Genomic DNA, 13,583 nt, shown 5'->3' on the forward strand with positions numbered 1-13,583 from the left:
GGTAATTATGGAATCATTCAATCAAATAGATTTGTTTTCGACTAACGAGGTCCATAAAACGGAATTTGATTTACCTGGTGCTGCTGTTACTTTATTTGAGAATTTCTTTTCTATAGAAGAAAGCGATAGATTGTATAATAGCCTTTTAAAAAACACCAATTGGGAGCAAGACCAAATGGCTATTTACGGTAAACAAATAGACTTACCCAGACTTACAGCTTGGTATGGCGATACGGATTTAGAAGTGGCCTATGTTGGGAAAACAACAAAACTACGTCCTTGGACTGCGGAGCTATTAAAAATCAAACAACGCATAGAGCAGGAGGTAGACATCAAATTTACGCGCTGTTTGCTTAATTATTATAGAGATGGAAAAGACAGCGTAGATTGGCATCAGGATTATGAAGTAAATCAACGCAAAAACACGGTTATCGGCTCCGTTACTTTTGGAGAAACTAGACCTTTTCAACTAAAACACGCCACGCGTAAAGATTTAAAACGCATAGACATTCCTTTAAAACATGGTAGTTTATTACTAATGCAAGGTGCTACTCAAAATAATTGGAAGCATAAAATTCCGAAAACAACAAAAAAAATTAGACCACGAATAAACTTGACCTTTAGATGGGTTGGATAAAACTAAAATGGTATTAAAAAAAGAGTAACTAAAACTAAATGTACGTTTTGCAGTTTGGAAATTGCTTATTATCTTTTTTATGAAAACTTTAGGAATTACCTTTAATTATAGCGGTATTCCCTGTTTTTCTACATTAAATTGGATTGATTTTCTAGTTATTTTTGTACTATCATTTATGACCGTTATTGTGAGGTTTTAATACTATACTTACTTTTGTCACTATAAAAATGATAGTTAATTAAAAAAACATATAAAAATGAATTTACAAGACACATTAAACTGGAGATATACTACGAAGGAATACGACACAACCAAGAAAATATCTGATGCAGATATGGCACAAGTTAAAAACTTATTACGAATGAGTCCATCAAGTATAAACCTGCAACCTTGGCATTTTATCGTTGCTGAAACTACAGAAGGTAAAGCACGTATGACAAAAGGAACTCAAGGCTTTTTTCATTTTAATGAACCAAAAATAACGAATGCATCAGCTGTAGTATTGTTTTGTTCAAAAACAAGCGAAGGTGCAGATGATACTTTTTTTAAACACCTTTTAGAAGTACAGGATAAAGACGGAAGATTCCCTAATGAAGACATAAAAAACGGAATGTACGGTGGAATGAACGCTTTTGGAGACATTCATAAATATGATTTAAAAGACTATCAACATTGGATGGAAAAGCAGGTATATCTTAACATTGGTAACTTTTTATTAGGAGTTGCAAGTTTAGGTATCGATGCAACACCAATGGAGGGTATTGATGTAAAAGCGTTAGATGAAGAATTTGGATTAAGAGCAAAAGGATTTACATCTTTAGTCGTTGTTTCTTTAGGATATAGAGCAGCATCTGATTTTAATTCGACTGATAAAACACCAAAATCTAGATTACCACAAAGTGAAATTATCACTGTAATATAATTGCAAAAATTTTAATTCAGATGAAAGCAATAGGATACAAAGAGAATTTACCAATAGACAATGTAAATTCACTACAAGACATAGAAATAGCGACTCCGAAAGCAACAGGAAGAGACGTTTTAGTAGAAATTAAAGCTATTTCTGTAAATCCTGCAGATTATAAAGTACGTGCAGGAATGCCAGTAGAAGGTGACGATTGGAAAATTATTGGTTGGGATGCTACAGGTATTGTAAAGGAAGTTGGAGAAGATGTTACTTTATTTAAAGTTGGTGATGAAGTTTGGTACGCTGGTGATTTTACACGTCAAGGTAGTTATGCAGAATTTCAGGTGGTAGATGAGCGTATTGTGGGTAAAAAACCAACAAGTTTATCGTATGTTGAAGCTGCTGCGTTACCATTAACATCTCTTACTGCTTACGAAATGTTATTTGATAGATTAGAGGTTTCTAAAGACGATGCCAATAAATCTATTTTAATAATAGGAGCAGCTGGAGGCGTTGGTTCTATAATGGTTCAATTGGCTAAAAAGCTTACAAAATTGAACATTATTGCGACTGCTTCTCGTGAAGAAACTACAGATTGGTTAAAAGAATTAGGTGCCGATACGGTTATCAATCACAGAAACAAATTGAGCGAAGAGTTTGAAAAATATAGCCTTCCTGCTCCAGAATATGTGGTAAGTTTAAATGCTACCGAACAACACGTAGATGAAATTGTAAAGTTGATTAAACCACAAGGGAAATTCGGTTTTATTGATGATCCAAAAGTGATGAATGTGATGCCTTTTAAAGGGAAAGCAGTATCTACGCACATCGAGTTAATGTTTACGCGTGCTATGTTTCAAACAGAAGATATGATTGAGCAACATAACATTTTAAACAACGTTTCTCAATTAATAGACAACGGAACCATTAGAACCACTTTAGGTGAAAACTTCGGAATTATTAATGCTAAAAACTTGCGTAAAGCACACGCTTTCTTAGAAACAGGAAAAGCAAAAGGTAAAATAGTTTTAGAAGGATTTTAGTCTCAATGAGACACATATTATATACATAAAATGAATTTCAAATCAATTATAATAGCAGTAGCTATAACAGCATTTTTTGTTAGCAATACAGCAAATGCACAAGTAAATACTATAGATTCTGTAGCGACATCAAAAGTGCAACATTTCAATTTTGATGAAATGGAATCAGAAACTATCGGTGAAGGAATTAAACGTAAATGGTTTCACGGTCAAAAAGGACAAATGACGATTTTCAATTTAGAAAAAGACGCACATATTCCTTGGCATAAACACCCAAACGAACAGATCACCTACATCATGTCTGGTAAGGTTAAAATCAAGACTATTATTGATGGTAAAGAAACATTTGTAGAAGTTGGAGCAGGAGAAGTGATTGTTTTTCCTGAAAATGTACCACACGAATTTTGGGCTTTAGAAGAAACTGTAGATTTAGATGTGCACGTGCCTGTACGTCAAGATTGGTTATCTAAAGAGCTTCCTGACTATTTAAAAAAAACTAAAAAATAGAGATCATATTTCAGCAGATTGGTTGGCTTTTCAATCCTAATTTAACAGAGAAGAGAACGTTAAATTAGGCAGTAAAGCCATCTCAAAGCTGTAATTTTGTGACACTAAAAATAGACAAATCATGAGCAAAATAACTGTTGTGGCTAAAATTGTAGCCAAAGAAGAAAATAGAGAATTGGTTAAAACCGAATTACTAAAATTAGTTGCCAGTAGTGTTAAAGAAGCAGGTTGTATCAACTACAACTGCCTTCAAGACAATGACGACGCCAATACATTTACAATGTATGAGAACTGGAAAGATGCTGAGGCACTTACTGTACACGCTGCAACGCCTCATTATGTAGCGTTCCAAACTGCGGCTAAAGATGCTATTGCCGAATTTGCAGTCAATAAAATGACTATGCTTGCATAAGTAAGACACCATTTAATTTGAAAATGGAGCTTTTGCGACCAATGTGAATACATGGTCCAAAAGCTCTTTTTTTTGGTTATAATTTGATGATAGTAGTTTTTTTTTGGAGCTATTTCCAGCTATTCGTTACAATCTTTTGGCAAGGCTGAAAAACGCCTTTCCAAAAGGATTTTCACTGCTATCTGGGCTAGGGGTTTTGGGTATGCGAGGAATGTTTTTTTTACATAACTTTTCTTTGCACATTTTATATGTAATTTTTTTATTGTTTTATCTTACATTAGCGTAATATGTAAAGTATTATAGTTGTGTTACTTATAAATGAGTTAGATACAAGCTGAAAAAAGGAATATTCTACCGCACGGCAAGCTCTTTTGTAGCTCCCTGCCCCACAAAATAAAAGAACTTAGCTTTTGCCAACGCTTAGAAATACAATAAAATGACTAAACAAACTGATTTAATTGGAAATCATCCAAACGCAGAACATCCTCTTGGAGCTTGGCTAAAAGCGAATGACATTCCTGCTACAGCTACCAAATGTCATAGAGAATTAACTGAGATAAATAATGAAGAAAATGAAAATTTAATTTTATGGATGGCAAAAAAAATAATCAGCCATCACTACGATTCTTTTCGACTAGAACAACTCAAGAAAAAATATGCAGAATTAGGTTTTCCAAAATACGCTGAACAAAACAGGAAATTACCAATAGTTGATAAAGTAAAAAAAGGAAATGCAACAGAAATTATACTCATTGAATATATTCAAAGCACACTTAATAAGGAATTAACACACGCTTTTAAACTTAGATATAACCCCAATGTTGATCAAGCAATAAAAGGGGATGACACATTATTAGTTGACTTATTTCAACAAGAAAGCGGAGATGATTTGAAAATTTATCTAGGAGAATCTAAATTTCGAAAAATTCCAGATAAAACAGCCGTAAACGATATTTCGTTTTCCTTAGAAAAAGAAAAAATGCCTTTATCCTATCCTTTTTTAGTTCAAGAAATTGCTAAAACCAATAAAGGATTGGCTTCGAAATTAGATGATTTTATTGTGCAAGATATTAAGGATAAAGGTCAACTAATTTATACTGGTTTATTGTTAAGTAATCAAAACACATCTGCTAATGTTGAGAGAAATCTTAACAATGATAATCCAGAATTAATTTTTATTTCAATTGGTATTCAAAATCCAGAAAATTTCATAAATCTTGTTTTTGATAAAGCAAATGAACTAATTGCTAATCCGTCAACTTTATGATATTTGACCAAATTCAAGAAAAATTAGATAAAATTGAAAAAGACTCGACTCTTCAGAATCTAATTGCTCAAGCAAATGCTAGATACATTCTTTATAATACTGCAGAAAGTCTAGATAACTTTCCCAAATACACTATTAAAGACGATAAGTTAAATCTTCTCGCATTTTATTATCTTAATTTAGGATGTAGATTTATTGAAAATGAACATTTAAAAAATGGGATATTTCCTTTAGAAAAAGGAGCCTCAATATTAGAAAACATTCACGGTTCACCTGAAGTTAAAACTAATCTAGGCAATTACTATGGTCTTATTTCGGCTCTGTCTTATTACGTTTGTTTTCAATACTCAAAAGCATTCATATTAATTAAGAAAATTGAAAATAATACTGTTATTTCAAAAATTATTTCCTTATTTCTAAGTCGAAATTATCAAGAACTTCAGGAGATAATAAATAGCATGATGGTAAATGACATTTACACTGACGACTATTTATCAGAAAATAATGAAGAGATAGATTCAAGTAAAAACATCTATGAAATAACTATTGCAAAATCTTTAAATAACTTCGTTAAATATTTCTACACAGGAGATAAATATCTTTTAGAGTTAGCCAAAACCAATCTTAAAAATTTAAAAATAATTGCTGAGATTAAAAACGAACCTGATGTTTGGTGGGTAGTTCGATTATTGATAATAATAACAGATGGTATTTCAGAAGCATCTTTAATGGGATTCACTTGAAAAATATTTTGACACTAGTGATGGACTAGCTCGCAATTATATTCATTCGTTAACGTATAAAAAATATGGAGGGATATATGAATTATTCATAACTCAACGTAATTCATTATATAAAGTAATTGGCGAAGAAAATAATGGATGCGTGGTAAGTATACCAACAAGTAGCGGAAAAACAAGAATTGCCGAAATAGCAATATTAGACTCTATTTCAAAAAACAAAGGAAGTAAAGTATTATATATCGCACCATTTAGGTCATTAGCTTATGAGATTGAAAATTCATTAGACGAAATATTTCATAGTATCGGAATATCCGTATCACACCTTTATGGTGGTAGCTTATTTAGTAAACTTGACGAGAAAGTAATTGACGAATCTGATGTAATTATAGCAACACCAGAGAAAGCAAAAGCTATGCTTAGAGGTAACAATGAAATTCTGAATCAAATAAAACTTGTTGTTATAGATGAAGGTCATTTGCTTGGAGCAGATAAACGACTTATTGTAAATGAAATTTTTTACGAAGAGTTAAGATATTTTATTAAACAGAATACTGGCAGATTTTTATTATTATCGGCGGTTCTTCCTAATGCTGAAGATTTAGCAGAATGGCTTACTGACTCAAAGGAAAACGTTTTTAAAGAAAATTGGAGACCTTCAGATGAACGTTTAGGTGTACTTCAATGGAATGGTAGTTCTGTTGATTTAAACTGGAAAAGTATTGATACAGAAAGGAATTCTTTTAACCCTAAATTTATACAAAGTATAGAACAACCACTAATAGGTAGACAAACTAGAAAAAGATATTTTCCTGAGACAAAAAATCAAGCAATTGCTAGCACAGCTTATAAACTTAGAACCTTCGGTCCTGTTTTAATCTTTGTTGGACAAAAAAGGTCTGTTTTTACTATTGCACGAGAATATGATAAATGTTTGGTTGATGAAACAGCTTTTGTATTTAAAAATCAAAATGATTGGAGTGCGTTTGAGCTAGCCTGTATTGAATCTTATGGTAAAGACTCAGAATGGTTAAATTTTGCTAGAAAAGGTATCTTATGCCATAATGCTGATTTATTATCAGATGTTAGATTACCACTTGAAAGGTTAATGAGTAAAGAAAAACCTAGAGTTATAATTGCAACTTCAACTTTAGGTCAAGGCGTTAACTTAGGCGTATCTACAGTAATATTCTCGACATTATATCAAGCTGGAAATCTAATTACTTCTAGAGATTTTTGGAATATTGCAGGAAGAGCTGGAAGAGCATTTGTCGACCACGAAGGGAAGATTTTAGTAGCATTAGATACTGTAAATAAAAAATTAAGAAAAATTAATTGGGAAAGAAACCTAATATTCGACTACTTTGACAAAGCAAAAATTGATAATGCCCAAAGTGGATGCTTAGAGTTAATTAAATATCTAAAAAGAGAAGCCGAATCAAATGATATTTCTTTCGTGAAGTTAATTGAATTATTAGCTGACAATAATATCTCTGAGATTAAAAGTGATTCCGAAGAAACAAATAATTTACTTGATTGGATTGACGATGGGTTATTATCATTACACGACATTAATAGTCTTGATAATAATGATTACGAATGGACAGATGATTATTTCAGAAACTCTCTAGCTTATATTCAAGCTGAACAATCCGAAGATATTACGGGAGAACAAGTTATTCAGTTTTTAAAGGCAAGAACAAAAGGAATTGTTGCAAAAGTAGGTGAAGACAGAACTAAATGGAAATCAATAATTAAATCAGGCATACCTTTAAATAGTGACTTGCAAATCGAAGAAAAATTAGAGTTACTAATTAGTATTACTCGAGAGTATTTAGCAGGTGAAAATAATATTGATAATAAAATAAATCTACTTAAAAATATTGAAAACGAAATTAATGATATCAATGTTCTTTCTGAAGAGTTTATAGAAAGTGTAAATCAAGATGAAATAAGAGAAAAATGGTTAAAGGCAATTCCTTTATCAGAGATAGCACCTCTTGAGCAAGCAACTAGTATTGTGACAAAATATTATTCATATAGTCTTCCTTGGGTTTTAAATGGAATCTCAAAAAAATTAAAGAACAAGGAACTCGACATAGAATCAGAAACAATTGAGGAATTATCAATTCTAGTTGAACTCGGTTTACCAAATTTAGTAAGTGTAAAAATTTATCAATCAGGTATTAGGTCAAGGTCTTCAGCTTATGAAATTAGTGGTTTATACGACAATGAATTATGGGATAAAAGCATCAAATTTTATAAGAATGATTTAATCAATAGTTTAGAAGAATATAAAGATTTGATTTCTGAAGGAGCATTTAAATGGCTTGTGCTATTATCTAAATTTTCGAAAAGAGAAATTAGTATTTTACAGACAGTACATAATTTTACATTTCCTGATAAGCACAAGATAACTACTCGTTTATTTGCTAAGAAAATTAATGGAATACAATATTTAGCAAGTCCTGATTATAAACTAATTGAAGATATAAATACTTCTGAAATAGATTTCTCTTCTGTAAATGATGTTGACGGTGTCTTTTTTGATTATGATGAAAGTGATGGACTTTGGAAAATGATTAATTTAAACCCATATTTAAAATTTGAGGAATGAATTTAAAAGTAAACAGTTTGTGGAAAAAAACCGCTCCGCAAAGTATAATTCCCAATTCAATTTCAAACGGCAATTCAATCGTGAACGCTGCGCAAATGTCTCCGATTTTTCGCCCATTCTTATAGACAATTAAACTGGCGAAATACTTTATTAGACAACAAAAACCACCAATTATAATCGTTTAACATCAAAATAAAAAGTGACGCACTGTACGTGATTGCCGCGTTCCTCGCAATGACCTTGATTGCGGATGCTCGTTGTGTATGTATATGTGCCATTCTTGCAAAACGACAAAATAGTTAAATTAAAATCCATCCGATTTACAACATAGTACAATTGCAAAATCGAGCGAAGCCAATAATCAATAATAGATTTCGGCTTCGCTCGATTGCATACTAAAAGTTGTTTTATATTTCTAAAAACCAACTTTTAGAAAGTCATAGTAATTACATCTTCAAAATAATTTTGTTTAAAAAGCCACTGTAATTTTCTAACTCCAGAGGTACATCTGCATTTTTTTCCATATCGTGAAAATGGTGTGTACCTATCAATTCCATACATGTAAAAGCATTCATTCTGTGAAACCCAAACATAACCCCTTCATCAACACTTTTTTGATCGAAAAACTCATTTTCTAAGGTAAAAGCTGTTTTGGGTGCGTTCCAACTAGTGGTGAGTATGTATTTTTTTCCGTGCATTAATCCACCAGTTCCGTAGTTGATATCTGGATTTGTTCTGCTTCTTCCGTCGCTTTTATAAATTCCGTTTTGATGACCTTCGGTAAAAACTTCATCGATATATTTTTTGAAACCAAATGGAATCTGAAACCACCAAATTGGGGTGTGGTAAATAACGATATCTGCCCATTTAAATTTTTCTACTTCTTCCTTTGCATCATAATCATCACCAACCTGAGTAGATTTTACAGCAAAATTCTCATTTGAATCAAAGTAACCCATTGTATCATTGAAAAGTGTTTCGTTAAATCGACCTCCAGAATGTGCAAATGGATGACTTCCATTTATTATAAATATATTTTTCATCTTTCTTTGTTTAATTATGGGTCAAAATTAAGTTGATTTTTTGTATTGTAAAAATAATACAAATCATACATTTGTATTATAATATTAATAGTTATGGTCAATTTAGAATGGTATAGAACATTTAAAGAAGTATATGAAAACGGCACTTTAACTAAAGCGTCAATTGCTTTATATTCATCTCAACCTGGTGTTAGCGTGCATTTGAATGCCTTAGAAGTCTATGTTGGAAAAAAATTATTTGAACGCACTTCCAGAAAAATGATTCCTACGGAGGATGGAAAATTTTTATACGAATACATTATAGAATCGCTGAACAAGTTGGAAATTGCCGAACAGCATTTTAAAAGAACAACTCAAGAAACAAATCCTTCTATAAATATTGGTATGTGTTCTGAGATGTTCCAACTGATTATTGAACCCGAAATTCCGAAGTTGGATTTTGACCTAGTGGCACGATTTGGTGCGCATACCGATTTAATAAAAGACTTGAATAATGGCATTTTAGATTTAGTGATTACGCCCAAAAAACAAAATGATAAAAAATCGCTGGTGGAGTATGTCCCTTTTTCGAAAGAAAGAATTATTCTCATTGCAGGAAATAAAACGGATACGACCGAGATAAAAAAGCACATCGAAGCTAATAATATGAATGCCTTAGAAGCAGAATTATTGAAAAATAGTTGGTATAGTTCCTCCAACGAAATGGAGCATTTTAGACGTTTTTGGTTTGAGAATTTCAATAAAAAACCTTCTTTTAAACCCAACTATATTTTGCCTAATATCACTTCTATCATTCGATGTTTATCTAATGAAAACGGATTGGCATTAGTGCCTGATTTTCTATGTCAAAAGGAGATTTCGAATAAAGAGATCAATTTAGTTTGGGAAGGAAAAGTAAAAACCGAAAACACCTTGTATTTTGCCTCAAGAACAGATTTGAAATACAAGAAAGAACTAGAGGTGCTTCGAAATATATTTACAGCAAAGATGAAGTAATACCAAATAAACATCAAAATGACAAATTAAATTCGTTTCTTTTTCCTTAATATTTCAATATAAAATAGAACCATAACTAAGGCTATGATTAGATTTTCTATTTCATATTAAGAAAAAATAATTCAAATTTATTATCAATCATTTCGAAATTCATTTGGTATAAACAAAATGCAGCCGCTTATTATCATTAATAATAAATAAAGCACAACTCTCGCTGTGCTTTTTGTTTGTATATTATTGTTTGCTCATTGTTGTGGGTACGAAGTCAGAGACATTCGCATAGCAACACTTAGATTTATCAGAACACTTCGCAGAACTGGTTATTGGTCTCCAGCAGAAAAACTGAGGCTTATAAAAACGATTCCGGGAAGTATTTTGATAACGATAAAGGAGATCCAAAAGGGTGTTTTTTGCAAGCATATCAAGATGCTTATGATGGAGCTAAAATTGAAAAATTATTAGTACTAACGGATCGTTTATTCTAAACGCTTTAGTTTAAAAAAATAATAAGACTACCTAATAGAGTAGCCTTATTTATTTAACCTCTTCAAACAAAAACTCGCCTTTAGTTTCTGCAGCAAATAAGCCCCATTCCGTAATTAGATTTAAAATAGGAGTAAGAGTTTGTCCAAACTCAGTTAGCGTGTATTCTACTTTTAAAGGTGGTTTTTTAGTATAAACTTTTCTGCTTACAATACCATCAGCTTCTAGTTGTTTCAATTGCAAACTTAGGGTGCGTTCTGTAATACCCGGTATTTCTTTACGTAACTCGTTATACCGCTTCTTATTACTAGTTAAATGTGTAAGTATAACACTCTTCCATTTTCCGCCAATAAGTTGCATAGCTGCGCTTGTTGGGCAAAAGGATATTTTATCGTTGATCTTAATTTTTGGTTTCTTTTCAAATAGTTCTTTTCTATCCATTACTTCTTATATATAAACTAAAATGTATTTCAATGTTAATTTGTTATTACAAAGCAAAGGTAAGCAGCTTTAATTTAATATGCAACTATACTTTTTATAGTTTATTTATTATGTTTATAGTATTGACAAACAGGTTGTTATATATTTATTGCTATACTATACTTTTAAACCGTTATTGCAAGATAACAATACTATATATACTTTTGTCACTATAAAAATGATAGTATAATTAATCGACTAAATATAAAGACATGAATTTAACAGATATTTTAAAAGACCGTTACTCTGTAAAACAGTTTGATGCTACTAAAAAGATCTCAGATGCAGATTTTAAACAAGTAAAAGATGTATTACGTTTAAGTCCATCAAGTATAAATTTACAACCTTGGCATTTTTTAATTGCAGATACTCCAGAAGGGAAAGCTCGTATTGCAAAAGGCACACAAGGATTTTTTCATTTTAATACGCCTAAGGTTTTAGATGCCTCTCACGTAATTGTTATTGCTGCTCGCACAAATGCAGATGATGTTTATATGGCTAGCATTTTAGAGCAAGAAGATAAAGACGGTCGTTTTGCTGCACAAGAATTTAAAGACCAAATGCACGGTGGACGTATGTTGTTTGCAGATATTCATAAATACGACCTTAAAGATTTACCACATTGGATGGAAAAACAAGTCTATTTAAATATGGGGTCTCTTTTATTAGGAGTTGCTGCTTTAGGTATAGACGCTTGCCCAATGGAAGGTGTAGATGTTAAAGCTTTAGATGAAGAATTCGGCTTACGTGAAAAAGGGTATACAGCATTAGCTGTTGTGTCTTTAGGATATAGAAAAGATACCGATTTTAATGCGAAGCTTCCAAAATCGAGATTTTCAGAAGAAACCATAATTACCAAATTATAAAATAAACAAGAACACTATAAAAACACATAATTATGAAAAGCACAATAGTAAAATTCACAGCAAAACCAGAACACGCAACTAGTTTTGCAGCAACCTTAAAAGAAGCACAAGCAGCAACACAAAAAGAAGCTGGTAATAAAGAAATTAAAGTATTTGTATCGAATACAGATGCCAATGTATTTTTTGTTTACGAACGTTGGGCAGACAAAGCAGCAATAACATCTCACGATAACGAGCCGCACACAAAGAAGTTAATGAAAGTTGGACAAACTGCATTAGCAGGTGCTCCAGATTTTTATTTATTAGGGGATACCAATCCGTTACCAGACCATTCTAAATCTGCAAACGCAGAAGATGAAGTATTTATCATTTTCTTCATTTTTAAGTTGAAAACAGCATTTAGAGCACAACTTTTAAATCAGTTTGAAGATCACATTACACATACTAGAAAAGAGGAAAAAGGAAACATTCTTTTTGATTTATACACAGTAGACGACCAAGACGATACATTGGCTGTTTATGAGCATTGGAGAAAAGAATCTGATGTTTGGGACATTCACTTTCACCAACCATACGCAGAAAAAACGGGTAAACTTATGGAAGAAGCTGTTATTGGTGATTTAAAGCAGTATATGAATTTTGTAACTGAAATTTAAAAATTTTTTAAAATGAAAAATATAATTACAGCACTAGTTTACGGAATTATCGTTGCAGTTAGTATTCAGGAAATTTCTGCTCAAGAACCAAGTATGAGAACTTTTAATGAAAACACAAAAGCAGTACAATTAGATAAGGGTACGATGCAAATTTTTGATTATGGTGAAACTAAAGTTCATGTTTACGAAACCAAAGGTTTTTTTAATACACACGCTTTTTTTATTGAAAAAAACGGAAAAGGAGTATTGATTGAAACACCACCAATGAAAGATAATTACAAGGAGCTTGTAAATTATATTGTTGGTTTATGTTACACAAATATTGATGTGATGGTTTCTTATCATTTAATAGGAAAGCACTTTTTTGATACGGATAAACTAAAATTTAACCATATATATTCTGATCAAAAATCTTTAGATTATATGACGAATTCGGGTAATGAATCGCTCTCAAAATTAGCAGAAGTTTCAGGTGAAGATCTAGACGAAACTACAATAGTACCAACCGATTTGCTAGAAGCAGGAGCACAAGAAATTTCAGGAATTCCTTTTATTATTACGCCAACTGGTTTTGGTTTTGATGTAGAAATGCCAGAAATAAAGGCTGTTCACTTGCATATGGTTGGGCACGATAACCATACTATGATTTTTAATTCAGAATTTATAGATACCGTAATTAACGAGCTTTCTGCTTTTCAAGAAAAAGGGTATACCACCTATTTTTCTTCACACAGTGCACCCGAAACTTCGGGAGATGTGACCATTAAAATCAACTATCTTAAAGAGATGAAAGCTATTCTTTCAGCTTCTAAAAATAGCGAAGAATTTATTCAGAAAATGGATAAAGCCTATCCTAATTTTGGATGGAGAAACTACTTATTAGGAAGTGCAAATATGTTGTTTACTGAAAACTAATTCAGTTAAACAAA

The 13,583-nt window shown here is 31.7% G+C and carries 15 protein-coding genes; 13 read left to right on the forward strand and 2 right to left on the reverse strand.

Annotated features, from left to right (window positions below):
* The first annotated feature begins 7 nt into the window (after nucleotides 1–7).
* The 8 genes from E9099_RS16310 to E9099_RS16340 all read left to right on the forward strand — a co-directional run bounded on the left by E9099_RS16310 (nucleotide 8) and on the right by E9099_RS16340 (nucleotide 8,130).
* Entirely contained in the window at nucleotides 8–637 is a 630-nt protein-coding gene (locus tag E9099_RS16310; protein WP_136584581.1) for an alpha-ketoglutarate-dependent dioxygenase AlkB family protein, read from the forward strand.
* A gap of 256 nt (nucleotides 638–893) precedes the next feature.
* A complete protein-coding gene (locus E9099_RS16315; protein WP_055437197.1) occupies nucleotides 894–1,559 on the forward strand; it encodes an oxygen-insensitive NAD(P)H-dependent nitroreductase NfsB in 666 nt (221 codons plus the stop codon).
* A 20-nt stretch (nucleotides 1,560–1,579) separates the two neighbouring features.
* Nucleotides 1,580–2,587 (forward strand): zinc-binding alcohol dehydrogenase family protein, encoded by a 1,008-nt coding sequence (locus E9099_RS16320; RefSeq protein ID WP_136584582.1) that lies wholly within the window; start codon nucleotides 1,580–1,582, stop codon nucleotides 2,585–2,587.
* Between the two features lie 30 nt (nucleotides 2,588–2,617).
* Nucleotides 2,618–3,094: a cupin domain-containing protein gene (locus tag E9099_RS16325; protein ID WP_136584583.1), complete on the forward strand. Its 477-nt coding sequence runs from the start codon at nucleotides 2,618–2,620 to the stop codon at nucleotides 3,092–3,094.
* A 121-nt stretch (nucleotides 3,095–3,215) separates the two neighbouring features.
* The gene (locus tag E9099_RS16330; RefSeq protein ID WP_136584584.1) at nucleotides 3,216–3,506 is read left to right on the forward strand and encodes a putative quinol monooxygenase; all 291 of its coding nucleotides are present in this window, start codon (nucleotides 3,216–3,218) and stop codon (nucleotides 3,504–3,506) included.
* Nucleotides 3,507–3,942: 436 nt separating this feature from the next.
* Nucleotides 3,943–4,773, forward strand: a complete 831-nt coding sequence (locus tag E9099_RS16335; protein WP_136584585.1) for a Hachiman antiphage defense system protein HamA — start codon at nucleotides 3,943–3,945, stop codon at nucleotides 4,771–4,773.
* Entirely contained in the window at nucleotides 4,770–5,516 is a 747-nt protein-coding gene (locus E9099_RS19390) for a hypothetical protein (protein ID WP_205961004.1), read from the forward strand. Before E9099_RS16335 ends, E9099_RS19390 begins: the two co-directional genes overlap by 4 nt.
* A gap of 88 nt (nucleotides 5,517–5,604) precedes the next feature.
* Nucleotides 5,605–8,130, forward strand: coding sequence for a DEAD/DEAH box helicase (locus tag E9099_RS16340; protein WP_262710439.1), 2,526 nt, complete (start codon nucleotides 5,605–5,607; stop codon nucleotides 8,128–8,130).
* A 446-nt stretch (nucleotides 8,131–8,576) separates the two neighbouring features.
* On the opposite strand, the gene E9099_RS16345 is transcribed toward E9099_RS16340, so the two are convergent.
* The gene (locus E9099_RS16345) at nucleotides 8,577–9,173 is read right to left on the reverse strand and encodes an NAD(P)H-dependent oxidoreductase (RefSeq protein ID WP_136584586.1); all 597 of its coding nucleotides are present in this window, start codon (nucleotides 9,171–9,173) and stop codon (nucleotides 8,577–8,579) included.
* 93 nt (nucleotides 9,174–9,266) lie between these two features.
* On the opposite strand from E9099_RS16345, the gene E9099_RS16350 reads away from it, so the two are divergent.
* Nucleotides 9,267–10,169: a LysR family transcriptional regulator gene (locus E9099_RS16350; protein ID WP_136584587.1), complete on the forward strand. Its 903-nt coding sequence runs from the start codon at nucleotides 9,267–9,269 to the stop codon at nucleotides 10,167–10,169.
* Nucleotides 10,170–10,492: 323 nt separating this feature from the next.
* A complete protein-coding gene (locus tag E9099_RS19300; protein ID WP_168800769.1) occupies nucleotides 10,493–10,654 on the forward strand; it encodes a hypothetical protein in 162 nt (53 codons plus the stop codon).
* A gap of 49 nt (nucleotides 10,655–10,703) precedes the next feature.
* On the opposite strand, the gene E9099_RS16355 is transcribed toward E9099_RS19300, so the two are convergent.
* Nucleotides 10,704–11,093 (reverse strand): winged helix-turn-helix transcriptional regulator, encoded by a 390-nt coding sequence (locus tag E9099_RS16355; protein WP_055437190.1) that lies wholly within the window; start codon nucleotides 11,091–11,093, stop codon nucleotides 10,704–10,706.
* 251 nt (nucleotides 11,094–11,344) lie between these two features.
* On the opposite strand from E9099_RS16355, the gene nfsB reads away from it, so the two are divergent.
* Genes nfsB through E9099_RS16370 form a run of 3 tightly spaced genes read left to right on the forward strand, consistent with a single transcriptional unit; the run spans nucleotide 11,345 to nucleotide 13,569 of the window.
* Nucleotides 11,345–11,998, forward strand: coding sequence for an oxygen-insensitive NAD(P)H nitroreductase (nfsB, locus tag E9099_RS16360; RefSeq protein ID WP_136584588.1), 654 nt, complete (start codon nucleotides 11,345–11,347; stop codon nucleotides 11,996–11,998).
* Between the two features lie 32 nt (nucleotides 11,999–12,030).
* Nucleotides 12,031–12,654 carry a putative quinol monooxygenase gene (locus E9099_RS16365; protein WP_136584589.1) on the forward strand — a complete coding sequence of 208 codons (624 nt, stop codon included), beginning with the start codon at nucleotides 12,031–12,033 and terminating at the stop codon, nucleotides 12,652–12,654.
* A gap of 12 nt (nucleotides 12,655–12,666) precedes the next feature.
* Nucleotides 12,667–13,569 carry a hypothetical protein gene (locus E9099_RS16370; RefSeq protein ID WP_136584590.1) on the forward strand — a complete coding sequence of 301 codons (903 nt, stop codon included), beginning with the start codon at nucleotides 12,667–12,669 and terminating at the stop codon, nucleotides 13,567–13,569.
* The last annotated feature ends 14 nt before the right edge of the window (nucleotides 13,570–13,583 follow it).

Origin of the sequence: Psychroserpens sp. NJDZ02, from assembly GCF_004843725.1 — a bacterium.
Lineage (GTDB): Bacteria > Bacteroidota > Bacteroidia > Flavobacteriales > Flavobacteriaceae > Olleya.

Excerpts from the sequence above, each read along its gene's own strand:
- E9099_RS16310 (WP_136584581.1), top strand. The coding sequence starts at position 8 with ATGGAATCATTCAATCAAATAGATTTGTTTTCGACTAACGAGGTCCAT.
- E9099_RS16315 (WP_055437197.1), top strand. The coding sequence starts at position 894 with ATGAATTTACAAGACACATTAAACTGGAGATATACTACGAAGGAATAC.
- E9099_RS16320 (WP_136584582.1), top strand. The coding sequence starts at position 1,580 with ATGAAAGCAATAGGATACAAAGAGAATTTACCAATAGACAATGTAAAT.
- E9099_RS16325 (WP_136584583.1), top strand. The coding sequence starts at position 2,618 with ATGAATTTCAAATCAATTATAATAGCAGTAGCTATAACAGCATTTTTT.
- E9099_RS16330 (WP_136584584.1), top strand. The coding sequence starts at position 3,216 with ATGAGCAAAATAACTGTTGTGGCTAAAATTGTAGCCAAAGAAGAAAAT.
- E9099_RS16335 (WP_136584585.1), top strand. The coding sequence starts at position 3,943 with ATGACTAAACAAACTGATTTAATTGGAAATCATCCAAACGCAGAACAT.
- E9099_RS19390 (WP_205961004.1), top strand. The coding sequence starts at position 4,770 with ATGATATTTGACCAAATTCAAGAAAAATTAGATAAAATTGAAAAAGAC.
- E9099_RS16345 (WP_136584586.1), bottom strand. The coding sequence starts at position 9,173 with ATGAAAAATATATTTATAATAAATGGAAGTCATCCATTTGCACATTCT.
- E9099_RS16350 (WP_136584587.1), top strand. The coding sequence starts at position 9,267 with ATGGTCAATTTAGAATGGTATAGAACATTTAAAGAAGTATATGAAAAC.
- E9099_RS16355 (WP_055437190.1), bottom strand. The coding sequence starts at position 11,093 with ATGGATAGAAAAGAACTATTTGAAAAGAAACCAAAAATTAAGATCAAC.
- nfsB (WP_136584588.1), top strand. The coding sequence starts at position 11,345 with ATGAATTTAACAGATATTTTAAAAGACCGTTACTCTGTAAAACAGTTT.
- E9099_RS16365 (WP_136584589.1), top strand. The coding sequence starts at position 12,031 with ATGAAAAGCACAATAGTAAAATTCACAGCAAAACCAGAACACGCAACT.
- E9099_RS16370 (WP_136584590.1), top strand. The coding sequence starts at position 12,667 with ATGAAAAATATAATTACAGCACTAGTTTACGGAATTATCGTTGCAGTT.